The sequence below is a fragment of the Methylophaga marina genome (assembly GCF_030296755.1).
Classification (GTDB): Bacteria; Pseudomonadota; Gammaproteobacteria; order Nitrosococcales; family Methylophagaceae; genus Methylophaga; species Methylophaga marina.
Window position 1 is genome coordinate 1,171,956 of the sequence record NZ_AP027741.1, and the last position, 25,299, is coordinate 1,197,254.

The following is a 25,299-nucleotide window of genomic DNA, read 5'->3' on the forward strand; positions in this document are numbered from 1 at the left end:
ATGCCGGGCCTTTTATTCAGATTAAGATTACAGAGTAATCTATATCATCTGGGTCTTACAGGCTGAATACACTCAGAACACCACCCAGGTTAGTCCAGCTAGACAGTGATTTGTATGCACCGACTGCGCCAAGACCATCTGTGTCGTTTTCTAAGCTTGGAATCGCCATACCGATACCAGCCCAACCACCTACACCTGACAGGATTGAGATGTACTGCTTACCGTCATGTTTGTAAGTGTTGACGTTACCGATAACACCTGATGGCGTTTTGAATCTCCACAGTTCACGACCAGTTTGCGCATCAACCGCTTTCAGATAACCTTCCAGTGTGCCGTAGAACACAACATCAGAAGCTGTTGCTAACGCACCTGACCAGACTGAGAAACGCTCTGGGTTAGACCATACGATCTTACCTTCACGTGAATCCCAAGCAATGAAGTTACCCAAATGTGTTTGGCCTTCAGGTGGGTACATGCTTAATGTAGCACCAACGTATGGTTGACCTGCTACGTATTCCACTTCAAATGGTTCATAGTCCATGCACACATGGTTTGTTGGAACATAGTGTAAACCAGTACGTGGTGAGTACGCAGATGGTTGTTGGTCTTTAGACCCTAACGCCGCAGGACAGATACCTGTTGTGTTCACGTCTTCACCGTTACGTGCAGTAGAGTATTTCGCTACACGATCATGTAAACCTGTTTTCAGATTCACACCGTTTGACCAGTTAACCACTGGATCGTATTTTTCAGCGACTAACAGTTCGCCAGTTACGCGGTCCATGGTGTAACCAAAACCGTTACGGTCAAAGTGAACGGCAGTTTTACGCATTTTGCCTTTCAGTTTTTGGTCAACAAGCACAACTTCGTTAACACCATCATAATCCCACTCATCGTATGGTGTCATTTGGTAAACCCATTTCGCCATACCGGTGTCTAAGTCACGACCCCATAGAGACATTGACCATTTGTTATCACCAGGACGTTGAACCGGGTTCCAAGTTGATGGGTTACCGTTGCCGTAGTAGAACATGTTCAAATCAGGATCGTATGAATACCAACCCCAAGTTGTACCACCACCAATTTTCCATTGGTCACCTTGCCAAGTTTTCAACGATGAATCTTTGCCAACTGGTTTCAGCATAGAAGTGGTTTTTTCTGGGTCAACTAACATTTCATCATCAGGACCGGTGCTGTACGCTTTGTATTTCACGTTACCATCTAAGTCATAAGCTTGAACGTAACCACGTACACCAAACTCACCACCTGAGATACCGACGATGATTTTATCTTTAAATACGTGAGCCGCTGCTGTGCTGGTCGCACCACGTTTTGGATCATCACGTTTGTCAGACCATGCAACACTACCATCAGCTGCATTCAGAGCAACCAGAGTTGTATCCGCTTGGTTCAGGAAGATTTTACCGTCTGCATAGCTTAAACCACGGTTAACTGTGTCACAGCACATAACAGGTACTGTTTCATCGTAGTTTTGTTTTGGTTCATATTTCCATTTGATCGCGCCATCGTTGTTTAAATCCAACGCAAACACGATATTCGGAAATGGTGTGTGAACGTACATTGTGCCGTCGATAACTAAAGCATTACCTTCGTGACCACGTAAAACACCCGTTGAGAAAGACCATGCCATGTTTAAATCTTTAACATTGTCTTTGTTGATTTGAGTTAATTCAGAGTAACGTTGGTTATTGTAGTTACCTGCTGGCATTACCCAGTTGTTTTCGTTTTGTTGCATTTGCAATAGCTCATCAGCAGCAGCCAGACCTGGTACAGCTAATGTCATCATTGCGATTGATAAAGTTTTCAGCTTCATAAAGTTTTCCTCTTTATTGCTTTCTAGTTATATACGACACGAAAATTGTTCAGTGTTGAACCTCATGCGTAGGGCAACAATAATCTCGAAGAAAACGTTAGTCAAGCATATTTCCCATCTTTTTTATGATAATTTACTTATAACTTTCGGGAATTTTTTCCCGAAAGCCTAAGTAAATGAAATTCCTATCTTTTTTCCTTTTGCCTGATCATGAGTCCTGATTATTGATCCAGTCGATAGCGAACTCAATTGCAGCCAATGTGCGCTCACGACCAAGCAATTCCAGTGTCACATCCAAGGAAGGAGACACAGTATTCCCTGTGATTGCCACCCTGATAGGCTGAGCAACTTTCCCCATGCCGACTTCATGCATGTCTGCACAGGCTTTTATTTCTGTATGAATAGGCTCAGCCAACCATTCTGATAAAGCTGATAATCGTGATTGCATATTTTGAAGCAGAGGCAAACTAGCCTGATTCAAGTTTTTCTTAGCTGCTTTTTCGTCAAAACTGCTGACTTTGTTATAAAAGAATAGGCTGCTTTCCGCCATTTCAACCAGCGTTTTTGCTCTTTCCTGATAAAGCACGGCAATTTTTTCAAGACTAGGGCCGACAGAAATATCAACGTTATGCTGCTGCATATGCCAGGCAAGGTGATCAGCAATATGAGTTGGAGTGCTATTTTTGATGTATTGCTGGTTTAACCACAATAATTTCTCTGTATTAAAACTTGACGCTGCCTTGTTGACATCTTCAATGTCAAAAAGCTCAATCATTTCTTGTATTGAAAAGATTTCCTGATCGCCGTGTGACCATCCCAGTCTGACGAGATAGTTTAGTAAGGCCTCGGGGAGATACCCTTGATCACGATAACTCATCACGCCAACAGCACCGTGCCGTTTTGAGAGTCTGGCCCCATCATCACCAAGAATCATCGGCACGTGAGCAAACTTAGGCGGCTCAGCCCCGAGTGCTTTGAAGATATTGATCTGTCTGGGTGAGTTATTGAGATGATCATCACCACGGATAACATGGGTCATCTGCATATCCATATCATCGACCACAACCGTGAGATTGTAGGTCGGTGTGCCATCGGGGCGGGCAATAATCAAATCATCTAATTCAGCGTTTTTAAACTCAACATTGCCACGAATCATATCTCTGACGATGACACTACCAGTCGTGGGATTCTTAAAGCGGATAACCGGTTCAACACCGGGTTTAGGCTCAGTCAGTTTCCTGCAACGGCCATCATAACGAGGCTTTTCTTTGTTGGCGCGTTGCTGCTCACGCATCTCTTCCAGCTCATCTTTAGAGCAATAGCAATAATAGGCATCACCCTGATCCAAGAGTTGCTGAATGATTTCTTTATAACGGTCAAAGCGCTGCGTTTGATAAAACGGCCCTTCATCATAATCGAGCCCTAGCCATGACATCCCATCAAGAATGGCTTGCACAGATTCAGCCGTAGAACGTTCAAGATCCGTATCTTCTATACGAAGTACAAATCGACCACCGTGTTTACGGGCATAAAGCCAGGAAAACAGAGCTGTTCTCGCCCCACCAACGTGTAAATAACCTGTTGGACTTGGAGCAAAACGGGTACGTATAGTCATGTTAGAAACTCTCAACTAGGTAGGTTCAATAAAGGCAGTATTGTAACAGTTGAACATCGATATATCGCGGTTCAGACATTCCTAATCTGAATCTAATTTAATTGTCTACATGCCAATTTTATTTGCACATTAGGAAAGCTCAGTCTGACCGGCGAAGGAAATATCCTTTTTATACAAACTTTTAATAATGATTAGCCGCTGCCAAACCAGGAACTTTTCCCATACAATACATTTCAAAAAACATAAAACAACAACAACTTCTTATTGGGGAGAGAGAAATGTTTAGTCGATTATCAACGATCATGTTTGCAGGATTAGTACTCATTCTAAGTAGTCACTCCACCTGGGCGGCCACACCAGAAGAGCCCGTATGGCCAACGCTGAAACAAACTTACTTCGGTGACAGGACAATACAGGATGAGGCGGAAGATATATTAAGCTTGGAAGCACCAAAGCGTGCTGAAGATGCAGCCATTGTGCCCCTCACCATAAAATCGTTAAAACCGCAATCGCAGGATAACTATATTGAGAACATCTATATCTTTATAGATAACAATCCAATGCCTTATTCTGCAAAATTCCATCTTTCACCTGAGCTAGGTAATGTTGATTTATCCACACGCATGCGAGTCGATCAATATACCTATGTTCGAGCTGTCGCTGAAATGAACGATGGCAGTTTATACATGGTGTCACGTTTTGTTAAAGCTTCCGGTGGTTGCAGTGCACCCGCTGGCAAGGATGCCGCCGCCGCATTAGCTCGGTTAGGTAAAATGCAGTTGCGAATGCGTCAACCGAGCGTCGGTGAGCCCGTTCAGGCTCAGATGATCGTTAGCCACCCTAACTACAATGGGCTGCAATTTGATCAAAAAGCACGTAAATATATTCCGGCTCACTACATCGATAAAATGAATATCAGCTATAACGGACAAGCACTGATTACGGTGGATGCCGGTATTTCGATGAGTGAAGATCCAAGCATTCGTTTTACATTCACTCCTCAAGAGCATGGTAAGCTAGAAGCAAAAGTACATGACACAAAATCTCAAGAATTTAAAATAGAAAAAGAGATCTGATTTTTAATGTTTGAAACAAAAAAGGCCGCTTGAGCGGCCTTTTTTAACTAAATAATAGTCATCTTAGTTATGGATGCGACATTCTTTATAAGCAGCTTGATTCACTTCTTCGAACAGTTTTAAGCCCTTTTGAACACCTTTATCATCTCTGAATTCAGCACCTTTATCTGCAGGCATGTTTTTGTACATAAAGCCAGTACTGATATCTTCGAATTCCTTTTCAGTAAAAGCTTCCGCTAACTTATCTACAACACATGAACATTTATGAACTCCCTCATAAACATTCATTTTTGAATTCGCATCCATACAATCCATGACGAAATGCACACGGGTAACCGTAGAAAAATCATTGGACATTGCCATTGTTGGCAATAAAGCCAAACCAGTAGCAAACAATGCAGCAGCTCCAGCAATCTTCATTCATTCTCTCCTATATTTTATTATTCATTTGTTCGGATGAGTTAAGACTCAACCTTCAAACCTTTAGTTCCACTTATCCTGATTTTGATACAGAATTGAATAGACATACTACATGAATTCTTCATAATCTTCTGCCATCACGGCGCGGTAAAAAAACGCTTTATTTTCACACAAGACCAACATCAGGTAGAATTTCAACCTCACTAAGACACTAATAAACACAGGCGGGAGATAGCCAAATGAAAAAATTGTTATTGCACTTGGATACAGATCCAGTTGCCAGCACCTTCGACCAAGCAGTGGCTTATGATGCTGGTGTCGATAACATCATTGCTCATGGCGGCGCCACACGTGACAATGTCACACCACATGTTCACGGAATGATTTTTACCCGTGGTGGAAAAAACCTGAAAAATAGCGCTATTTTCATCGGTGGCTCAAATGTGCCTGCCAGTGATCTTGTCGGTAAAGCTGTAAAAAAAGCATTTTTCGGTCCTGTCAGCGTATCGGTAATGCTCGATCCAAATGGCTCGAATACAACAGCTGCAGCCATCGCTCGTAAAGTGCTTACTGATTACGATGTCAAAGATAAAAATGTCGTCATTCTTGGCTCCGGTCCTGTAGGCCAGCGCACGGCTTTGTACATGCTCAGAGAAGGCGCAAAAAAAGTGACGCTGACTTGTCGTAGCATGGAGAGAAGTAAAGCCACGGTCAAAGAAATGAAAGAGCACTACGGTGTCGATGTCATGCCAGGCGAAACACGAAGTGATGAAGCTGTTAAACAAATCGTATCTGATGCGCATGTGGTGATTGCCGCTGGTCCAGCTGGTGTTTGTGTTGTACCGGAAATGGCACTGGCCAATAACACATCAATTGAAGTGGTTGCTGATGTTAACGCTGTCCCACCTCTGGGTGTTGCAGGCATGGAAGTCATGGATAACGGTGTCGAGAAAAATGGCATGCGTTACTACGGTGCAATAGCTATTGGTAACTTCAAAATGAAAGTTCATCGTGGTGCTATCGCCTCGCTCTTTGAAAGCAATGATGCCTTTCTAGATGAAACCACAATTTACGATATAGCCTGCAAGATTGATAACGAACAGTGAAACAAAAAACTGCTGAAGCGGAGAGCCTAACGGCAATGCCAACTGTCACCGTTCAGGCTCCAGCCAGGCTTCATCTTGGATTTCTTGATTTAAATGCTGACATTGGTCGCAAGTTCGGTAGTATCGGACTTGCTATCAACAGCCACCACACAATCATTAATATATCTCCCGCTGAAAACTTCAATATTCAAGGCGCATATGTCACTGACAATATGCGATTGAAGATAAATCAAATATGTACGCTGTTTTATGAAAAGCTCGGGCAACATTTACCCCAAGCCAACCGTAGCGTCGCTATTTCTGTTAATTCAGCTATCCCAGAACATTCAGGGCTAGGCTCGGGAACACAACTCACTCTTACTCTCGGCGTCGCACTTGCGAAGTTTCATGGTTTATCCATTGATACGCCATTGCTTGCCAAAGAGTTGGGGCGTGGCAAACGTTCAGGAATTGGTATTGCTACTTTTGATCATGGCGGATTTGTGATTGATGGTGGCCTTAAGCCTCAGCAAACTGTCCCACCTGTTCTTGCTCAGCTTAACTTTCCTGAGAAATGGAAAATCGTGTTAGTAATGGATCCAAATCATCAAGGTATTCATGGCAGCGCTGAATTGCAGGCATTTAAACAACTGCCCGTGTTTCCTCAGGAAAATGCTCGCATCATCAGTCATATGACGCTGATGCAGCTATTACCTGCGCTCATTGAACAATCCTGTGATGAATTTGGTAAAGCCGTAACAGATATTCAAGCGTTAATTGGCGATCATTTTGCCCAAGCACAAGGAGGCCGATACACCAGTAAACGTGTCGAAGCCTGTCTATTGCAGGCCCAAAAATGGGGGCATACAGGCATTGCTCAGAGCTCTTGGGGGCCGACAGGATGTATATTCGTCGAAAGTGATGCTCAGGCAGAGCAGCTGATCAAACAGCTTGAGACATTTGCTAAAACGACTTTTTCTGAGGATGAGGCACCTGTTTTTATTCAAACATCTGCAGATAATCATGGTGCAGTTGTTGAATCCTCTATGTAACTGTGGCTATTATCATATTCCAGCCGTAATTTGATTATTATAAGGATTAATTATGTCCAAACGTTCGATTATTCACATGCTTAACCCAATGAAGCACAACAGTCCCTTTGACATTAACATGGCACTAGATGCGGGTTACGATGTATTGATTCCATATTCACATGTTGAGTTAAACGAAGTTGCAGGTCTAACTCAGGATGCTATTTTTTCACGTGGTCCCTCAGGTGTGAAAAAACCGGCATGTTCATCGGTGGACGTGATATCGGATTGGCGATGGACATGTTGGAATCAGCTAAAAAATCCATGGTTCCTCCTTTTGAAATTTCAGTTTTTGCTGATCCAAGTGGTGCTTTCACTACAGCTGCAGCGTTGGTGGCTTGTGTCGAGCGTGAACTGAAAAATAAATTTAAACAAGAATTAAAAGGCGCTAAAGCCGTTGTCTTCGGTGGAACCGGACCAGTGGGTATTGCTACAGCAGTTATTGCTGCCCTTCAGGGTGCAGAAACGGCCATTGTTGATCACTTCTCTATTGATACTGCACTAGAGTTTGCTGCAGAAGCCAAAAAACGCTATGACGTTGATTTACGAGGCACGACAGCGGCTTCTGATGCTGATAAAGCCCGTTTATTGTACGACGCAGACATCGTTTTCTGTGCAGCTAAAGCAGGGGTCCAGGTACTGAATGCATCTGTTTTACGTGATGCGACTAAACTCAAAGTGGCTGGCGATGTTAATGCCGTGTCACCACTGGGTATCGAAGGCGTTAAATTGATGGACTTTGGCGCACCGTTGACACATGCCACTAATTCACCTGATGCCGTTGGTATTGGTGCATTAGCTATTGGTGATGTTAAATACAAATTACAGCAAGCACTGTTAAGAGAGACATTAGAGTCAGAAAAACCTGTTTATCTTGATTTCCGTAATGCCTTCGATGGTGCGCGTAAATTAGTCTAATCTCATACAACGATGGATGAAGAGCGGTTACCACTTCTCATTTTTGGTCAAACAGCTCGCTTTATTGCACAGTCAGCGGCTCAGCTTGGATACACAACCTGGGTCGTTGACTGTTTTGCAGATAGAGATACACAAAAAGTTGCTGATCGATGTATCCGTATCCCTCCCCTAGAACTGCTTTCCATAGAATCCATACTCACATCTTTTGAACTAATTACCCAACAACAGCGCTGCCTGCTGATTTTTTCTACTGGCATTGAACGCTTCTATGAACTCTTAAACTGCTTGCCCACACATATCCAAATTCTTGGTAATGATTTTCAAGTATTAGATAAATTAAGATCACCACAACGCTTTTTCCCTCTACTTCAACAACTTGACATTCCTTTTCCAGAAACCCATTGGGTTCAGGCTTTTGATAAAAAGAAAAAACGTTGGATAACAAAAGATCTGATGGGCAGCGGTGGTACACATATTCAACAGCCGAGTATATCTAACTACGTTGATCGCCATCTCATTTTTCAGGAATATATCAATGGTCGGTCAGGCTCAGTCAGTTTTCTTGCTGACGGTGAGTCTGTGTTCATCTTTGGGTTTAACGAACAGATACACACAGAAACATTTCAGCTACAGCAAATCATTAATCACTTTGATATCAGCCAGTCTTCTAAAGCAACTCTTGCTAAGGCACTAGAAAAGCTTGTAACAGCAATCACTTTTCGCGGTTATGGCAGTCTCGACTTTATGATTGACGAGTTAGCTAATATTTATATCCTTGAGCTGAATCCAAGACTTTCCGCTTCAGCGGAGCTTTACGCCAATAATACGGATATGTTGCGTTGGCATATTCAGGCTTGTATTGGGAAACTACCTGCTGAAATCCAACAGCAAAATAGTGAAATGACGAACGTTACCAGTCTCTCATACCTTTTTGCAGATAAAGCATTATTCGTAAAGAGCAAGGCAACGTGGCCTGTTGAGACTCGGGATATTCCCCACGCCAGACAGAAGATTCAGCCTGGCGAGCCTGTGTGCACAGTACTTGTTGAAGCTCAATCACATCTGGATTGCGATAATAAACGTCATCAAGTGGAAACTGAGATAAGGAAAAATTGTCTTTTTTCTGCTTGAAAATAGCAGTGTCTCAACCCATATTAACGATGACTTATTAAGACAGGATCACATGCATGAAACGCATACTACTTTTTCTTGGTACAAATATCGCTGTACTCGCCGTTCTCAGCATTACAATGCGACTGCTTGGCATAGATAGCCTTTTAGACGAACAAGGCGTCGGTCTGGATATGAATGCCTTGATTATTTATGCCGCCGTAATCGGCTTCAGTGGCTCGATCATCTCCCTGCTTATTTCAAAATGGACGGCAAAACATCTGACAGGGGCTCAGGTCATTGAACAACCTAAAAATGAGACTGAACGATGGTTGCTAAGTACCGTTACCCGCCTGGCGCAACAAGCTAATATTGGTATGCCTGATGTGGCTATTTATAACTCACCACAACCGAACGCGTTTGCCACTGGTGCCAATAAAAATAATGCACTAGTGGCTGTCAGCACGGGTTTGATGCAGTCCATGACTCAAGATGAAGTGGAAGCCGTTCTCGCCCATGAGGTCAGCCATATAGCCAATGGGGATATGGTGACTATGGCTTTAATACAGGGTGTAGTGAACACGTTTGTCATTGTTCTATCACGTGTGATTGGACATCTCGTTGATCGTACAGTCTTTAAAGTAGAACGAGGTCATGGCCCGGCATTCTGGATTACTTCCATCATCGCAGAACTGGTACTGGGTATTCTGGCTAGCATTATCGTGATGTGGTTTAGTCGTCAACGTGAGTTTCGTGCCGACGCCGGTGCTGCCAGTTTAGTTGGAGCACCAAAAATGGTTGCTGCATTGCAACGCTTAGCTGGCACATCCACCGAAGCGTTACCAGATCAACTTCATGCTATGGGTATTTCTGGTGGCAAAGGTGGTGGTCTTTCAGCATTATTTATGACGCACCCACCATTGGAAGAGAGAATTAACGCTTTACGCGGAAATAGATAAAAATAAAGCCGGGCTTCTGACCCGGCTTTTTTTACTAAAGCTCACAGCTCGTCATCTTCAAAGTTGTAATTCATTTCAGGTGATGGCTCGTGGATATAATAACCTTGGGCATAATCTACACCTAAGCGCCACAACAGCGCTAAGCTATTCGCATCTGATACAAACTCCGCGATAGAACGCTTGCCCGCTTCTTTTGTCATTTCAATGATGGCTTTGACAGCTGCCTGATTTTCAACATCATGTGCCATATTTTCAACAAATGTACCGTTGATTTTTAGATAATCCACATTAAATGCTTTCAGACTATTTGAGAAATCTATACCCGATCCAAAGTGCTCTAAACCAAATTCACAGCCCAAGCCTTGTAAACGTTCGATCACGTGCCTGACTTGCTCAACATTATCAATCGCCATTGTCTCACTGACTTCAAAAATAAGGGCGTGTGCATTCAGCTGTTGTGCTGAAAGTGAAGCGGATAACCAATCTACAAACGCTTCTTCATGAAGACTTTGCTCTGATAATTTGATGAAGAAACGTGTTTTAGGATAACGTTGACGATGAATGGTTAATGCTTTTAAAGCACTACGAATCACCCACTTATCTATCTCTGTCATCATTTTTAACTGAACAGCATGTTGGATAAAGCTATCCGCTGCAATCAGTTCGCCATTTACCTCAAGGCGCAATAATACTTCGTAAAATTCCTGCTCTTCACCATGCAAACTGACAATCGGTTGATAAAATAAAGTGAAGTTATCGTCCTGCAACGCTTTTTGTAGCTGCTGACGCCAGCTTTCGCTGGACTGCTGTCCAGTTTGATTTGTTTGAGCACGGAACCGTATGACCTGGTTTCCACCCGCATGCTGAGCTTTCATCGCCGCTCTATCTGCATTTTCTAACACAGCTTCAGCGGTCAACTGACTTTCATTAACGCGAGCGATACCAACACTGCAGCGTAAATCTATCGTTTTACCTGCAACATGTGACACGTAGTCATCAATGGTTCTTCGGAAAGACTCTGCGCGCTCATCAACATACGTATCGTCATGATTCGGTACGATTATGGTAAAGACCTGATCACCGTAATGGCCGATAACTTCCTGTTCAGCCAAGTTATCGTGCAATAAATCAGACACACTCTTCAAAATAACTTCGCTGGTAGCCAGTCCCACTTTTTCTTTTATCGAAAAGAAATCATCCAGTACCAAATAGAGTAGTTGCGCATCGCCCTCACCCTCAGCAGCACGGTGCACAGTTTTTTCCAACTCAGTAATAAAACGACTACGGTTATATAAGCCGGTAAGTTGGTCATGATCATCCAGTACTGGGATAACAGCCTTAGGTTGTTGATTGATTACCGTATCGTCTCTGATCACAACCTGAGTGCAATCTTCCCCTTCAACACGAGCGTGACTAAATTGAATTTCTGCCTTGAAGGTTATGCCTTCTGCTGTTAATCCATTGCCAGTCATCGTCACTGGGGGAGCATCCGTTTGCTCAGTAAACTGTCTGAATACCGCCTTAAATTTAGGATGGTCATCTGCACTGAATAAATCGAGAATCGGCAGCCCAGCAATATCTTCCGCCTCTTCATAACCAAACAAATTCAGGTAAGCCTGGTTTACATAGATATGCATCCCTTCATGCATATAAGCAACAGCATCTCTTGAACTATCAAGCAGTGTTTTAGAGCGTTTCTCACTCTCCCTGAGTGCTCGCTCATTACGTCGGGCTAAACGTCTGATAAATAGATTATCCAGCTCGCGATTAATCACAAACTGTAATCGTGGTTTATCTTCAAACAAGACAACATCTTTTACGATGCTCGAAAAGTATTCCGTTTCATGTGATTTATCATCAGCAATGATGATGCAGGGCAGGTCTTTATCTAGATGCTGTATCAGGTTCAAAATATCCATCGGCTGGATATCAGCGATATTTTCTCGACATAAAATTAATTCCCAATTCTGGGCTGATAACAGCTTTTCAATTGCTGCAGGCTTATCTTCCCTTGTTGCTCTGACCGCATGTCCAGCACTACGGAGCACGTTGACGATAGCATCTGCATCGGTCAAAGAACTATCGATAATCAGTACTCGTAAAATGCCTTCTGCTCTCGCCACGGTCGTTACCTTATTGTTCTTTCTTTTTGTCCAGAAGCATCGGTTTCTTACCTTCCAACTTGGTTTGTTGTATTTCCATCCACTCGAACAACTGCTGATTTAATTCAGCTGCAGATAGGCTATCGGTAGCTATCTTCTGACCTATAGTCATTTTTATTACACCAGGGTATTTCAAAAAACCATGTTTGGGCCATGATTTACCGGCATCATGACAGACAGGAATAACCGGATATCCGGTTTCTTTTGCCAGTCTGGCGCCACCAATTCCAAATCGACCAATATAGCCTTTTGCTATTCTGGTACCTTCCGGAAAAATCACCACCCAGGCACCCGATGTTAAACGATCTAAGCCTTGCTCTATCACTTGATTCAGGGCTTTTCGGCCTGCTTTACGGTCTATTGCAATAGGGTTTAGAGATGCTAATCCCCAACCAAAGAACGGAATCCAGAATAATTCACGCTTTAACACCCAGACCTGAGGCGGAAAAACAGCTTGTAATGCCAGGGTTTCCCATGAAGATTGATGTTTACATATGATTACGGCAGGTTCATCACCGATATGCTGACGACCCTCAACTTCGAGCTTTACATGACAAATTTTATCTAATAGCCAGATATTGGATTTCGCCCACTGGCTGACGACGGCATAACGCCATTTAAATGGTAAAGGCCATAGCAGAACGCCTAAACAGGAAAACAATACTGCCGTCACCGCATGCAAAATAAAGAAAATAGTGGATCGAATATAGATCATTGTAGTTTGCGTTCTAATAGGGCTGTAGCGACACTCGCCAGATCATCATAAACCTCTACACCGTCAGGAATGCCTGCAGCTAGAGTCTTCTCACCTTTACCTGTTCTGACCAATATAGGCCTGGCCTGAGATAACATCGCCGCCTGAATATCACGAAGAGAATCACCCACAGCAGGTACATTGTCCAGATTCACACGTAAACGATGGGCTAGATCCACGAAAGAGCCATTCTTTGGCTTGCGACATTGACAATCATCTTCCGGACCATGAGGACAAAACATGATCGCCTCAATTTTGCCACCAACCTGAGCCAGCATACGACGCATTTTGCTGTGAATACGGTTTAAGGTTTCTACATCAAACAAACCGCGCGCGATACCAGATTGATTGGTAATCACTACCACCCGGTATCCCGCATAATTTAATCGAGCAATCGCTTCGAGGCTGCCGTCAATCGGCTCCCACTCTGCCGGATTTTTAATGAAATCATCCGAATCATGATTGATGACGCCATCTCGGTCCAGAATAATCAGCGACATAATTGCTCCTGTTACTCCTGCAAGCAGGAAATATCGGCAACCCCTAAAAATAAGGCTCGGGTTTGATTGAGTAAGGCTAATCGATTGTTTCTCACTGCCTCATCATCAGACATTACCATGACTTGCTCAAAAAAAGCATCGATGGTTTCACGCATGCCGGCAAGATAATTCAGAATGCCCGCATAATCTGATGCAGCATAGAGAGGCTTCAAGGCTTGTTGTGCCTCCACAACCTGTTCAGCCAGCGCTTTTTCAGCTGGTTCAACTAACAGGCCAGGCTCAACAACCAGGCCTTCTTGCTCAGCCTCATTTTTACGCAAAATATTACCAATACGCTTATTACCGGCTGCCAGCGATTCTGCTTGCTCCAATTTTCTAAACTCGGCTACAGCATTCAGTCTTTGCATGAAATCAAGCGGTTGCGTTGGTGATACTGCCAGCACTGACTCGTATTCATCCGCTTTAGCCCCTTGGTCGATAACATAACCACGCAGACGGTCGTAAAAATACTGCATCACCTGAGTTCTCACATCATCTTCAGTCAGAATATCAACAAAGTTGTTGACCGCTTCAGAGATAAGCTCGAACAGATCAAGTGACAGTTGACGCTCAATAATAATACGCAGCACACCTAATGCCGCACGTCGTAAGGCAAACGGGTCTTTAACACCAGAAGGCGGCTGGCCAATACCAAACAGACCAACAATCGTATCCAGTTTTTCGGCTAAACTGACGGCAATACCAGTCGCTGTTTGCGGCAGCTCATCACCGGCAAAACGTGGACGATATTGCTCGTCCAGTGCTTCCGCGACATCAGTAGGCTCACCATCCAATTGAGCATAATAACGGCCCATAATACCCTGTAATTCGGGGAACTCACCGACCATTTCCGTGACAAGATCACATTTTGCTAATAATGCTGCACGCTCAGCTAACTGAGCCTCACTTCCCATCTGCTGTGCAATAATGGCGGCTAATGCGGCAACACGCTGAGATTTGTCATAAACCGTGCCTAACTTATTCTGGAACACAATGGTTTTTAACTGTTCTTGGCGAGCAGCCAAAGGTGACTTGCGATCTGTTTCCCAGAAAAAGGCCGCATCACTCAGTCGTGGCAGAATCACACGTTCATTACCGGCAATCACTTGTGCCGGATCCTGACTAGCGATATTACAGATAGTGATGAAATGCGGCAGTAAATCCCCATTCTTTGCTCGTACCGCGAAATATTTCTGATGACCTTCCATTGATGAAATCAACGCTTCAGGAGGTAATTCTAGAAAACGCTGATCAAAGTTACCTGCTAGGGCCACGGGCCACTCCACTAAGCCAGTCACTTCCTCAAGTAACTCAGGATTAATCACGGCATCACCACCGAGGCTGGCTGCCAGTTCATTTACCTGCCCATGAATCGCCTGTTTTCTGGCTTCGTAATCCACCATCACATGGCCTTCTGTTTCCAGTTGTGGTGCATAAGTCATCGGTGTGCTGATACGGATAGGTTGAGGATGGTGGAAACGATGACCAACCGTAAAACGGTCTGCGCTCACGCCGAGTAATTCGACAGGAACAATGTCATCCCCTAGTAACACAACCAACCAGTGAACAGGACGAACAAACTCACCCGGCAAGTCGCCCCAGCGCATACGCTTGGGAATGGGTAAAGCATTTAACGATTGCTGAATGATGTCTGGCAATAAAGTGGCGGTTTCAGCCCCTTTTTGCTGTTGTCTGAAGATCAACCATGCGCCTTTTTCTGTCTGCATCGTTTCCAAATCATCAACATCCACGCCACAAGAACGAGCGAAGCCTTGTAAGGCTTTGGTCGGATTACCATCTTCATCAAATGCGGCGGTTACGGCCGGGCCACGTCGTTCTACAGTGAGATCATCTTGTTGCGTTTGTAACTTCGAAATCACTAAAGCCAAACGTCTTGGTGTAGCGTAAGCACGAAGTGCATCAAAGCTTAGCTCAGCATTTTTTAGGCCTTGTTCAACCCCTTGGTGAAATGCCTGACTCAATTTCAACAAAGCCTTCGGCGGTAATTCTTCTGTGCCTATCTCAATAAGCAAATCCTGAGTCTGACTCATGCCTGTGCCTCCTTATTTTCAGACTGAACCATTGGAAAACCTAATGATTCACGTCTGTCGTAATAGGCCTGAGCAACGGCTCTGGCTAAGGTACGTACACGGAGGATAAATCGCTGTCTTTCTGTCACGGAAATGGCTTTTCTTGCATCGAGTAAGTTAAACGTATGTGACGCTTTCAACACCAGCTCATAGGCAGGTAGCGGTAAACCTGCTTCTATCATGCGTTGACTTTCACGTTCACAGGTATCAAATGTAGTGAATAAACTGTCCACATCGGCATGTTCGAAGTTGTAAGTCGACATTTCGACTTCGTTTTGGTGGAACACGTCACCATAAGTGACTTTACCCATAGGACCATCTGCCCAGATTAAGTCATAGACACTGCTCACACCTTGCAGGTACATGGCTATACGTTCCAGACCGTAGGTAATTTCACCGGTGACGGGTCGACATTCGAGTCCACCCACCTGTTGGAAATAGGTGAACTGTGTGACTTCCATACCGTTCAACCATACTTCCCAACCAAGACCCCATGCACCGAGGGTCGGTGATTCCCAGTTATCTTCGACAAAACGCACATCATGAATAGCAGTATCCAGCCCCAGCATTTCCAGAGAGCCTAAATACAGTTCCTGAATGTTAATTGGTGATGGTTTTAACACAACCTGAAACTGATAATAGTGCTGTAATCGGTTCGGGTTTTCACCATAACGGCCATCAGTCGGGCGACGTGAAGGCTGAACATAAGCAGCACTCCATGGTTCAGGGCCAATCGCGCGCAAAAATGTCGCTGGATGGAATGTCCCTGCACCGACTTCCATATCGTAAGGTTGGAGAAGCACGCAGCCCTGCTCAGCCCAGTACTGTTGCAGCCTGAGGATCAGTTCCTGAAAGGTTCTTGGCGTTTCCGCCTTCATCACCGCTGTCTTAGTCATTAGCTCGATTTCACAATCCAAAGTCAAAACATACGGGATTATAGCGAATACAGAGCTGACTGTAGAGGTCGACAGCAGATAAATCTGATACGAGAAAGCCTGAGCACACATTTTCCTCGCCACTCCATTGTCACCATTCAGGTACAATTCACCATCTGAGTCAGGCAATCATGAGAGTGACTATGCAACGAACCATTGGCATCGTTATGGATCCGATCGATCGGATTAATACCAAAAAAGACAGTAGTCTTGCGATGATGCTAGCCGCGCAGCAGCGAGACTGGCAGATTTTATATATGGAACAGCAAGACCTTTTTCTATCTGAGGGAAAAGTTTTTGCTGAAATGCGCAGTCTTCGCGTGTTTGATGACCGGCAGCACTGGTTTGAACTGGGTGAAAAAGTCACTCGACCCATCACTGATGTAGAAGCCATATTGATGCGTAAAGATCCGCCATTTGATATGGAATATATCTACAGCACTTATTTGCTGGAACAAGCTCAGGCTAATGGCGTGCTTATTATCAATGATCCACAAAGCCTGCGTGATGCCAATGAAAAACTCTTTACCGCCTGGTTTCCACAATGCTGTCCTCCCACTCTGGTGACACGCCAGAAACATCTGATAAAAGATTTCCAGCAGACGCATGGCGATATTATTCTTAAGCCACTTGATGGCATGGGTGGCGCGTCGATATTCCGCATCAATCAGGGCGATCCTAATTTCTCAGTTATCGTCGAAACGCTGTCAGAACATGGAAAACGTTCGGTCATGGCGCAAAAGTATTTGCCGGCAATCAAAGACGGCGACAAACGTATTCTGTTGATAAATGGTGAGCCGGTGCCTTACGCCCTGGCCCGTATCCCAGCTGAAGGTGAAACGCGCGGCAACCTTGCTGCAGGTGGGCGAGCCGAAGGTCGGCCACTGACTGACAGGGATCGTTGGATCTGCGAGCAAGTTGGCCCCAAACTACGCGAAAAAGGCTTAATTTTTGTCGGACTGGACGTCATTGGTGATTATCTGACAGAGATAAATGTCACCAGCCCGACCTGTATCCGTGAACTTGATAGACAATTTGGTATCAATATTGGTGCCGACTTAATGACAGCGATAGATAAACTTTTATGATGAAACTCTTTCCTCTTTTATTAATTCTAGTAGCCCTACTCACCGCTTGTGGAGAACCACAAGAAAGCGCCCGCCAGGCGAAGTTCTATGCCTTTGGTACTGAGATTGATGTCAGCCTTTATGGCGTAGATGCTGAAACAGCTGAAAAAACCGTTGATGCTTTGGAAGACTCATTCAACGCCATCAACGACACCTGGCATGCCTGGAAACCCAGCACCTTAACTCGAATAAATAAAGCTATCGCGAATGGCGAACCAGTTGAAATCAAACCTCAAGTCGCTGCCGTTATCGAAGAAGCGGCCACCTATGCCAAGGAAAGTCATCATTTATTCAACCCGGCCGCTGGTAAATTATTTGAGCTCTGGGGTTACCATCGTGATGATTGGTTTGAATCGCGCCCGCCACCCGCTCAAGACAAAATCGACGCCTGGTTAAAAGCCGCCCCCAGTATGGAAAATATTCATATTCAAGATAATATTCTGACCAGTGATAATCCTATGGTGAAACTGGGCTTTGGTGGTTTTGCCAAAGGCACAGCGGTAGATGCCGCTATTGAGGCACTGAAAAAACAAGGTGTGAATAATGCCATCATCAATATCGGTGGCGATTTACGTGCTATTGGTAAGCATGGTCATCGCCCTTGGGTCATTGGTATTCGTCACCCACGCAAAGAAGCCGCAATGCTGGCTTCCGTAGCCGTTTCGGGTGATGAAAGTGTTTTCACCTCGGGTGACTACGAAAGATTCTTCACCTATGAAGGTAAACGTTATCCTCATATATTGGACCCAAGAACAGGTTATCCGGCTCAGGATAATATCTCTGCAACGGTTATTCATCAGCAAGCCGCTCGTGCTGATGCCGCAGCGACCGCATTAATCGTGGCTGGCAAAGACTGGCCAGAGATTGCCGCATCAATGGGTATTAAGGAAGTGATGATTGTTCGAACTGATGGTCAAGTCGAAATGACCCCATCCATGCAGAAAAAATTCATTTTACTGACAAATCAACTCAACCGATTTTACGTGAAATAGGCACAACAACGACTCCATAATCATGGCTACCAGCGCATCATCAGATCGACTTATTTTTACTTTGCTGTTTTCAGTCATCCTGCATCTGGTGATTGTGCTGGGCGTGAGCTTTGATGTGTTTTCAAAACCCACCAATGCACCTGCGAATAATCTTGATATCACATTGGTGAAACAACAAGACAAAATCAAACCGGAAGAGGCAGACTTTCTGGCGCAGGCCAATAATGAAGGTGGAGGTGAGCTTGATACACCGACCCCAGAACCGACAAAAGATAAACCTGTCCCGGTCACCAAAGATGTTCCATCAGCACCGCCGCCAGCACCAAAAACAGACACTGTCGCCGACACGGAAACAGTTGCGGTACAACCTCCGGCTCCAGAGCCAACACCACCAAAACCCAAAGAAGTAGAACCTAAGCCTGAAGTCAAAAAACCTAAACCGCAGCCCAAGGCAAAACCCGTTCCTCAACCTGAAAAGCCCGTTAAAAAGCTCACTCAGGAAAAAGCGGAACGCAAGGTAGAAAAAACCGAGACAGCAGAAACCGCAGCTAAAACTGAAGCAGAACCTGAAAAGGTCACTAAACCTGACATTTCTGCCCGTGATTTGATGATGCAAGCCAGAAGTGAAATCAGCGAGCTGCAGGAAAAACTCGATAAAAGCACTAAAGCACTGAGTGAAAGACCAAAAAAACGACGTATTTCAGCCTCTACCAAAGAGTTTGCTGCCGCTGCCTATATGAAAGCGTGGGAAATGAAGGTCGAGCGAATAGGTAATATGAACTACCCGCAGGAAGCGAGGCAAAAAGGCCTAAGTGGTAGCCTGATGTTGTCTGTAGATATTAATCCTGACGGCAGTGTGCCAGCGGGTGGCATCGTCGTATCACGTTCATCAGGCCATAAAGTACTGGATGATGCCGCGGTCAAGATCGTCCGACTGGGGGCGCCTTATGCTGCCATACCGGAAGATGTATTGAAAAATAACGATATGCTGACCGTGATTCGTACCTGGAAGTTTGAAACTGGTCGAGGTCTGTCAACAAGATAAAAAAAGCCGGCAACAACGTATTGTTACCGGCTTAACTGAATATTACTGAAATAAATACTGGCGAATTTCTTGTTCGCTTTTATTGATAAAGTTTTTGTTAATGGTCTGACTGATATATTTTTGTGTCACTTCACCCATTTGTTGCTTGAGTGCCCCCAGAAAGCTGGGTGGGGAAATCAACACAAGGTCGTTGACATCACCTGTGCGGCGAGCCGTTTCCAAACGCTCACTTAAGTCATGAGCAAACATTTGCATTTCCTGTTTTTTCGGTTCCGTTTTGGACTCCATAGCATGACGCCCTCCAGAACCATAACTATCGAAACCTCGCCCCGGCTCGTCAGATACTAAGTCCTGATTATGAGCGCGACTGGCAGTATTGACCATGTCATCGATTTCTTTAAGTGGACTAGTCCGACTCTCAACAGAAAAAATCCGAGCCCGACTGCTCTCGGCGACAACGATCCACTTTTTCTTCATAGTCGATTCTCCTTCTCGCTTGGGAAAACAAGCAACACAGAGCAATAAGCGGGAAATCACCCTGCATCATCATTAACTTGATAGAAGCAATGGTTCGACTATAACAGACAATATGGCCTTTGTCTGTCACTTAACATTTCTAAACAATTCTTTACTTATCAGTGTCTTGTGACAATTTATATCCCAAGCCCGCCTTACTGATATTGCTGTATTCAAGTGGCAGAGCGGCCTTAAGCTTGTCGGCTAATTTTTGGCAATGTTCTATATCGCCGTGCTTTAATTCCAGCTCAATTTCATGAATCGCTGTTTGTTTGCCACCTGCTCTGACTTCTCCTCGGTCATAAGCCAGTTCAACCACGGTGTCAGCCTCTAACACCAATAACCAGACATCTCGTTCAAACTCGGTGGTAAACACCGGCTCGATAGCACTCCATACTTGTTCTTGTTCCAGTAATGGTGCAATCGCGGTTTCTGCCAGACGCTCAAGATCAAATACCGGAGCAACTAATTCATGCTCCCATTCTTGACGTTCATGCAAGCCAGAACTAGCACGACCGCTACATTTCACTGTTTGCAGCCATTGTTCACCTATTTGACGTAATCTCAGCCCTACGCCAAATGTCATTAAGGCTTTGTCCGGCGTATCAAAATAGGTACTCAACAAATGTTGTTGATATACATCCTGTTTCAACATGGAAGTCAGCCAGCCCAGCGCTTGCAAGTTAAGCGAGTCAGCCTGCGTTACCTGAAGTTTTATTTCTTGTTCTAGGCTCATGAGTTCAATAAAGGCTTTAAATATTTACCGGTGTAAGAAGCCGGATGTTCGGCCACCTCCTCTGGTGTACCAACGGCCAGCACTTCACCACCACGTGCACCACCTTCAGGGCCCATATCAATGATCCAGTCTGCTGTTTTAATCACATCCAGATTATGCTCAATGACCACAATGGTATTGCCACGGTCTCGCAGGCTGTGCAGGACTTTGAGTAACTGTTCGATATCGAAAAAGTGCAGCCCCGTGGTTGGCTCATCTAAGACATACAGGGTTTTACCTGTATCACGCTTGGATAACTCTTTAGCTAATTTGACCCGCTGCGCCTCACCACCCGATAAGGTAGTCGCATTCTGGCCAAGCTTGATATAGGTCAGACCAACATCAATCAATGTCTGTAACTTTTTCGCCACGACCGGAATATTTTCAAAAAAAACATTCGCCTCTTCGATTGTCATATCCAGTACTTCGGTAATGGTTTTACCTTTGTAGCGGATATCCAGTGTTTCGCGGTTATATCGCTGGCCCTTACAGACATCACATGGCACATAAATGTCGGGCAGGAAATGCATTTCAACTTTAATCAGACCATCGCCCTGACAGGCTTCACAACGTCCGCCTTTCACATTAAAACTAAACCGCCCCGGACCATAACCACGTGAACGTGCTTCTGGTGTACCCGCAAATAACTCACGTATGGGTGTAAACAACCCCGTATAGGTGGCCGGGTTTGAACGCGGCGTACGGCCAATCGGACTTTGATTAATCGCCACCACTTTATCCAGCTGCTCTAAACCAATAATTTCAGAATGTGGTGCGGGTTCTTCTGAATTGCCGTTTAAGTTTTTTGCGGTCAGCTTTAATAAAGTTTCGTTGATTAGCGTGGACTTCCCAGAACCTGACACACCGGTTACACAGGTCATCAGCCCAATCGGCACATCAATATCCACATTTTTCAGATTATTTCCGCAAGCACCTCTCAAACCAATCACACGGCCTGCATGAGGTGGCTGACGTTTCGCTGGCAGTTCAATTTTTCTACGGCCTGACAGATATTGCCCGGTCAGTGACTCTTCACTTTTCATGATTTCTTCAGGTGTACCCTGAGCCACAATTTGACCACCATGCACACCGGCACCAGGCCCAATATCCAGCACAAAGTCTGCCATGCGAATCGCATCTTCATCATGCTCAACCACAATGACCGTGTTACCTAAATCACGTAGTCGGGTTAAGGTTTCCAGCAGGCGATCATTATCACGTTGGTGCAGCCCTATCGAAGGTTCATCCAGAATGTACATGACCCCTACTAAACCCGCACCGATCTGACTGGCTAAACGAATACGCTGCGCTTCACCACCCGATAATGTTTCCGCGCTGCGTGCAAGGTTCAGATAATCAAGACCAACATTCACCAGAAAGCTCAGACGCGCTGAAATTTCGGTGACAATCTTTTCTGCAATTTCGCCACGTTTACCAGGTAAGGTGAGTGTTTCAAAGAAAGTACTCACTTCACCGATAGGCATTGCTGTGACTTCAGGTAAGGTAATTTCATTCACAAATACATTACGCGAAGCCAGCGTTAATCTGGCTCCATGACACTCCGGACAAGCACGGATGGAATGAAATTTAGCCAAATCTTCACGAACACTGTTTGATTCTGTTTCGTGATAACGACGCTGCATATTCGGAATCACGCCTTCAAACGGATGTTTACGACTGACGCTTTTACCACGGTCGCCCATGTAGCTGAAGGCAATCTGCGTTTTACCACTACCATATAAAATGACCTCACGAATCTCATCGGACAAGTCCTGAAAGGGCGTATCCAGATCAAATTTATAATGCTCCGCTAGCGATAGCATTAGTTGGTAGTAATACGCATTTCGGCGATCCCACCCCCGAATGGCACCTGCTGCCAGACTTAATTCAGGATGAGTCACTACTCGAGCGGGATCAATAAACTGCTTCACCCCAAGCCCGTCACAAGTCGGACAAGCTCCAGCAGGATTATTGAATGAGAACATGCGTGGTTCTAATTCAGAAATCGAATAACCACACTCTGGACAGGCAAAACGTGCAGAAAATAAAGTCTCATCAGATTCATCATCCATCGACACGACTTTCGCCACACCATCCGCCATGGCTAATGCCGTTTCAAAGGATTCAGCCAACCGTTGCTGAATGTCCGGGCGCACTTTAAAACGATCCACCACCGCTTCAATGGTATGTTTTTTACGCAGCTCCAATTCAGGCGGATCATCGAGCTCAATAACTTGACCATTCACGCGCGCACGAACAAAGCCTTTGATTCGTAATTCTTCCAAGACATCACGATGCTCACCTTTACGATCCTGAATCACTGGTGCAATCAGCATCAAGCGTTTACCTTCCGGCATATCCAGCACGGCGTCTACCATTTGACTCACCGTCTGTGCTGCCAATGGTTGATGATGTGTCGGACAACGTGGTTCACCCGCACGAGCAAATAACAACCTTAAATAGTCATAAATTTCGGTGATGGTACCGACCGTTGAGCGCGGATTATGTGATGTTGATTTTTGTTCAATCGATATCGCAGGAGACAAGCCTTCAATATGATCCACATCCGGCTTTTCCATCATCGATAAGAACTGTCTGGCGTAGGCTGACAAGGATTCCACATATCGACGCTGCCCTTCTGCGTATAATGTGTCGAAGGCAAGCGAGGATTTTCCCGAACCAGACAGGCCAGTAATTACAATCAGAGCATCTCTCGGCAGGTCCAGGTCAATATTTTTAAGATTGTGGGTTCGAGCCCCACGAATGCTTATATTTTTCATCCCGGGAACGCTTATATTTTTCATCAGGATTCCGTAGTAAAATCAAACGGATCAATATACTCTGTCCGACTACCATGACGCAAAAACAAACTACAACAAACTCATTGACCTCGCTGGAAAAGCGGAGTATTTCAGGGCTTTCGTTGATATTTGCCTTGAGAATGCTGGGCTTATTCATGATTTTGCCGGTTTTTTCGATATCGGCGCATCAATACACGGGCAGCACGCCAATGCTTATCGGCATTGCTATTGGCGCATACGGATTGACGCAAGCGCTCTTACAAATCCCATTTGGGATGTTATCCGACAAAATCGGTCGTAAGCGCGTTATCACTATTGGCTTACTATTATTTGCTGCGGGTAGTGTGATTGCGGCGACCGCACAATCGATTGAAATGGTCATCGTCGGTCGTTTGTTACAAGGAAGTGGTGCCATCGCTGCTGCCATTATGGCTCTCACCGCCGATCTCACCCGAGATGAACAGCGTACAAAAGCCATGGCAAGTATTGGTATCAGTATTGGTCTGTCATTTTCTGTTGCATTGGCCACAGGCGCTATTCTTGAACACTGGATTGGTTTGTCAGGTATTTTCTGGGCCACCGCGCTGCTGGCATTACTTGGTATTGGCATTCTGCATCTATGGGTTCCCTCTCCCAAACGACTGGTGACGCACACTGATCTGGGCCCCGTGCCAAAGCAATTTGGCAAAGTGTTTGGCAATAAACAAATCATGCGATTAGTGCTCAGCATTATGCTGTTGCATTTGCTACTCACCACCAGCTTTTTCGCATTACCCCACGTCTTACAGGATGTAGCGGGCTTAGACAAAAGCCAACACGCCATGGCGTATTTACCGGTATTACTTTTAGCTTTTGTCACCATGGTGCCATTCATCATCATCGCTGAGAAAAAACGTAAAATGAAATCTGTTTTCATCAGTGCTATCGCGGTGATTGGTTTGGCAGAATTAGGTTGGGCGTTTTTTGCTCACTCGTTAACCACTATACTGATTTGTCTGTGGTTATTCTTTACCGCATTCAATATTCTTGAAGCCAGTCTGCCATCGATGATGTCAAAGCTTAGCCCATTGGAAAACAAAGGCACGGCGATGGGTGTGTATTCCAGCGCTCAATTCATCGGTGCCTTCATTGGCGGTGCTATGGGTGGAACACTATATGGCTCGTTTGGACTCGAGGGTATCTTTGTTGCCAGTGTTGTCTTGGTGGTTATCTGGTTATTACTTGTTTTCCCAATGCAAGCACCTAAACATTACAGCAGTAAGATTATTCATCTGAATGACACATCCATGCAGAATTCTGCTCAATTCATTCAGGAGTTAAGAGCTATTGCAGGTATCAAAGAAGCAGTAGTGGTGCCTGAAGAACAGGTGGCTTATGTCAAATACTCACCAGATGAAATTAATATGGATGAACTAGAGTCATTTGCTTCCCAGCATTAAGGAACATTGAGAAATA

General features: G+C 44.8%; 20 protein-coding genes and 1 pseudogene. 10 read left to right on the forward strand and 11 right to left on the reverse strand.

The window, feature by feature from the left end; genetic code table 11:
• Positions 1 to 55 precede the first annotated feature (55 nt).
• A complete protein-coding gene (locus QUE24_RS06035; protein ID WP_286305711.1) occupies positions 56 to 1,834 on the reverse strand; it encodes a methanol/ethanol family PQQ-dependent dehydrogenase in 1,779 nt (592 codons plus the stop codon).
• A gap of 208 nt (positions 1,835 to 2,042) precedes the next feature.
• Positions 2,043 to 3,449, reverse strand: coding sequence for a glutamate--tRNA ligase (gltX, locus tag QUE24_RS06040; protein ID WP_286305713.1), 1,407 nt, complete (start codon positions 3,447 to 3,449; stop codon positions 2,043 to 2,045).
• A 278-nt stretch (positions 3,450 to 3,727) separates the two neighbouring features.
• Between gltX and QUE24_RS06045 the strand changes: the two genes are divergently transcribed.
• Entirely contained in the window at positions 3,728 to 4,525 is a 798-nt protein-coding gene (locus tag QUE24_RS06045) for a quinoprotein dehydrogenase-associated SoxYZ-like carrier (protein ID WP_286305714.1), read from the forward strand.
• Positions 4,526 to 4,588: 63 nt separating this feature from the next.
• On the opposite strand, the gene QUE24_RS06050 is transcribed toward QUE24_RS06045, so the two are convergent.
• A complete protein-coding gene (locus QUE24_RS06050; protein ID WP_286305715.1) occupies positions 4,589 to 4,945 on the reverse strand; it encodes a hypothetical protein in 357 nt (118 codons plus the stop codon).
• 239 nt (positions 4,946 to 5,184) lie between these two features.
• Between QUE24_RS06050 and QUE24_RS06055 the strand changes: the two genes are divergently transcribed.
• The 5 genes and pseudogenes from QUE24_RS06055 (at position 5,185) to htpX (ending at position 10,108) form a co-directional block, all read left to right on the forward strand.
• A complete protein-coding gene (locus QUE24_RS06055; protein ID WP_286305716.1) occupies positions 5,185 to 6,051 on the forward strand; it encodes an NAD(P)-dependent methylenetetrahydromethanopterin dehydrogenase in 867 nt (288 codons plus the stop codon).
• Positions 6,048 to 7,082: a beta-ribofuranosylaminobenzene 5'-phosphate synthase family protein gene (locus QUE24_RS06060; RefSeq protein WP_286305717.1), complete on the forward strand. Its 1,035-nt coding sequence runs from the start codon at positions 6,048 to 6,050 to the stop codon at positions 7,080 to 7,082. The genes QUE24_RS06055 and QUE24_RS06060 overlap by 4 nt, the downstream gene beginning before the upstream one ends.
• A 118-nt stretch (positions 7,083 to 7,200) precedes the next feature.
• A pseudogene (locus QUE24_RS06065) lies at positions 7,201 to 8,039 on the forward strand (NAD(P)-dependent methylenetetrahydromethanopterin dehydrogenase).
• A gap of 12 nt (positions 8,040 to 8,051) precedes the next feature.
• Positions 8,052 to 9,170, forward strand: coding sequence for an ATP-grasp domain-containing protein (locus QUE24_RS06070; RefSeq protein WP_286305718.1), 1,119 nt, complete (start codon positions 8,052 to 8,054; stop codon positions 9,168 to 9,170).
• Positions 9,171 to 9,226: 56 nt separating this feature from the next.
• Positions 9,227 to 10,108 carry a protease HtpX gene (htpX, locus tag QUE24_RS06075; RefSeq protein ID WP_286305719.1) on the forward strand — a complete coding sequence of 294 codons (882 nt, stop codon included), beginning with the start codon at positions 9,227 to 9,229 and terminating at the stop codon, positions 10,106 to 10,108.
• A 41-nt stretch (positions 10,109 to 10,149) separates the two neighbouring features.
• Here htpX and QUE24_RS06080 read toward each other — a convergent pair whose 3' ends face one another.
• The 5 genes from QUE24_RS06080 to glyQ are packed head-to-tail and all read right to left on the reverse strand — an operon-like array spanning position 10,150 to position 16,549.
• Positions 10,150 to 12,231 (reverse strand): EAL domain-containing response regulator, encoded by a 2,082-nt coding sequence (locus QUE24_RS06080; RefSeq protein WP_286305720.1) that lies wholly within the window; start codon positions 12,229 to 12,231, stop codon positions 10,150 to 10,152.
• A gap of 10 nt (positions 12,232 to 12,241) precedes the next feature.
• A complete protein-coding gene (locus QUE24_RS06085; RefSeq protein WP_286305721.1) occupies positions 12,242 to 12,985 on the reverse strand; it encodes a lysophospholipid acyltransferase family protein in 744 nt (247 codons plus the stop codon).
• Positions 12,982 to 13,524 carry a D-glycero-beta-D-manno-heptose 1,7-bisphosphate 7-phosphatase gene (gene gmhB, locus QUE24_RS06090; protein ID WP_286305722.1) on the reverse strand — a complete coding sequence of 181 codons (543 nt, stop codon included), beginning with the start codon at positions 13,522 to 13,524 and terminating at the stop codon, positions 12,982 to 12,984. The genes QUE24_RS06085 and gmhB overlap by 4 nt, the downstream gene beginning before the upstream one ends.
• A gap of 11 nt (positions 13,525 to 13,535) precedes the next feature.
• Positions 13,536 to 15,614, reverse strand: coding sequence for a glycine--tRNA ligase subunit beta (gene glyS, locus QUE24_RS06095; RefSeq protein ID WP_286305723.1), 2,079 nt, complete (start codon positions 15,612 to 15,614; stop codon positions 13,536 to 13,538).
• Positions 15,611 to 16,549, reverse strand: a complete 939-nt coding sequence (glyQ, locus tag QUE24_RS06100) for a glycine--tRNA ligase subunit alpha (protein WP_286305724.1) — start codon at positions 16,547 to 16,549, stop codon at positions 15,611 to 15,613. Before glyQ ends, glyS begins: the two co-directional genes overlap by 4 nt.
• Before the next feature lie 182 nt (positions 16,550 to 16,731).
• Between glyQ and gshB the strand changes: the two genes are divergently transcribed.
• From gshB to QUE24_RS06115, 3 genes are read left to right on the forward strand one after another with little or no spacing between them, the layout of a single operon-like run.
• Positions 16,732 to 17,676, forward strand: a complete 945-nt coding sequence (gene gshB / locus QUE24_RS06105; protein ID WP_286305725.1) for a glutathione synthase — start codon at positions 16,732 to 16,734, stop codon at positions 17,674 to 17,676.
• The gene (locus tag QUE24_RS06110; RefSeq protein WP_286305726.1) at positions 17,673 to 18,707 is read left to right on the forward strand and encodes an FAD:protein FMN transferase; all 1,035 of its coding nucleotides are present in this window, start codon (positions 17,673 to 17,675) and stop codon (positions 18,705 to 18,707) included. Before gshB ends, QUE24_RS06110 begins: the two co-directional genes overlap by 4 nt.
• Before the next feature lie 22 nt (positions 18,708 to 18,729).
• On the forward strand, positions 18,730 to 19,752 hold the full coding sequence (locus QUE24_RS06115) for an energy transducer TonB (protein ID WP_286305727.1): 1,023 nt from the start codon (positions 18,730 to 18,732) through the stop codon (positions 19,750 to 19,752).
• Positions 19,753 to 19,794: 42 nt separating this feature from the next.
• Here QUE24_RS06115 and QUE24_RS06120 read toward each other — a convergent pair whose 3' ends face one another.
• From QUE24_RS06120 to uvrA, 3 genes are all read right to left on the reverse strand, one after another.
• On the reverse strand, positions 19,795 to 20,229 hold the full coding sequence (locus tag QUE24_RS06120) for a host attachment protein (protein WP_286305728.1): 435 nt from the start codon (positions 20,227 to 20,229) through the stop codon (positions 19,795 to 19,797).
• 151 nt (positions 20,230 to 20,380) lie between these two features.
• A complete protein-coding gene (locus QUE24_RS06125; RefSeq protein WP_286305729.1) occupies positions 20,381 to 21,004 on the reverse strand; it encodes a CYTH domain-containing protein in 624 nt (207 codons plus the stop codon).
• The gene (gene uvrA, locus QUE24_RS06130; protein WP_286306077.1) at positions 21,001 to 23,823 is read right to left on the reverse strand and encodes an excinuclease ABC subunit UvrA; all 2,823 of its coding nucleotides are present in this window, start codon (positions 23,821 to 23,823) and stop codon (positions 21,001 to 21,003) included. Before uvrA ends, QUE24_RS06125 begins: the two co-directional genes overlap by 4 nt.
• A 74-nt stretch (positions 23,824 to 23,897) precedes the next feature.
• On the opposite strand from uvrA, the gene QUE24_RS06135 reads away from it, so the two are divergent.
• The gene (locus QUE24_RS06135; RefSeq protein ID WP_286305730.1) at positions 23,898 to 25,283 is read left to right on the forward strand and encodes an MFS transporter; all 1,386 of its coding nucleotides are present in this window, start codon (positions 23,898 to 23,900) and stop codon (positions 25,281 to 25,283) included.
• The last annotated feature ends 16 nt before the right edge of the window (positions 25,284 to 25,299 follow it).

Excerpts from the sequence above, each read along its gene's own strand:
- QUE24_RS06035 (WP_286305711.1), bottom strand. The coding sequence starts at position 1,834 with ATGAAGCTGAAAACTTTATCAATCGCAATGATGACATTAGCTGTACCA.
- gltX (WP_286305713.1), bottom strand. The coding sequence starts at position 3,449 with ATGACTATACGTACCCGTTTTGCTCCAAGTCCAACAGGTTATTTACAC.
- QUE24_RS06045 (WP_286305714.1), top strand. The coding sequence starts at position 3,728 with ATGTTTAGTCGATTATCAACGATCATGTTTGCAGGATTAGTACTCATT.
- QUE24_RS06050 (WP_286305715.1), bottom strand. The coding sequence starts at position 4,945 with ATGAAGATTGCTGGAGCTGCTGCATTGTTTGCTACTGGTTTGGCTTTA.
- QUE24_RS06055 (WP_286305716.1), top strand. The coding sequence starts at position 5,185 with ATGAAAAAATTGTTATTGCACTTGGATACAGATCCAGTTGCCAGCACC.
- QUE24_RS06070 (WP_286305718.1), top strand. The coding sequence starts at position 8,052 with ATGGATGAAGAGCGGTTACCACTTCTCATTTTTGGTCAAACAGCTCGC.
- htpX (WP_286305719.1), top strand. The coding sequence starts at position 9,227 with ATGAAACGCATACTACTTTTTCTTGGTACAAATATCGCTGTACTCGCC.
- QUE24_RS06085 (WP_286305721.1), bottom strand. The coding sequence starts at position 12,985 with ATGATCTATATTCGATCCACTATTTTCTTTATTTTGCATGCGGTGACG.
- gmhB (WP_286305722.1), bottom strand. The coding sequence starts at position 13,524 with ATGTCGCTGATTATTCTGGACCGAGATGGCGTCATCAATCATGATTCG.
- glyS (WP_286305723.1), bottom strand. The coding sequence starts at position 15,614 with ATGAGTCAGACTCAGGATTTGCTTATTGAGATAGGCACAGAAGAATTA.
- glyQ (WP_286305724.1), bottom strand. The coding sequence starts at position 16,549 with ATGACTAAGACAGCGGTGATGAAGGCGGAAACGCCAAGAACCTTTCAG.
- gshB (WP_286305725.1), top strand. The coding sequence starts at position 16,732 with ATGCAACGAACCATTGGCATCGTTATGGATCCGATCGATCGGATTAAT.
- QUE24_RS06110 (WP_286305726.1), top strand. The coding sequence starts at position 17,673 with ATGATGAAACTCTTTCCTCTTTTATTAATTCTAGTAGCCCTACTCACC.
- QUE24_RS06115 (WP_286305727.1), top strand. The coding sequence starts at position 18,730 with ATGGCTACCAGCGCATCATCAGATCGACTTATTTTTACTTTGCTGTTT.
- QUE24_RS06120 (WP_286305728.1), bottom strand. The coding sequence starts at position 20,229 with ATGAAGAAAAAGTGGATCGTTGTCGCCGAGAGCAGTCGGGCTCGGATT.
- QUE24_RS06125 (WP_286305729.1), bottom strand. The coding sequence starts at position 21,004 with ATGAGCCTAGAACAAGAAATAAAACTTCAGGTAACGCAGGCTGACTCG.
- uvrA (WP_286306077.1), bottom strand. The coding sequence starts at position 23,823 with ATGAAAAATATAAGCATTCGTGGGGCTCGAACCCACAATCTTAAAAAT.
- QUE24_RS06135 (WP_286305730.1), top strand. The coding sequence starts at position 23,898 with ATGACGCAAAAACAAACTACAACAAACTCATTGACCTCGCTGGAAAAG.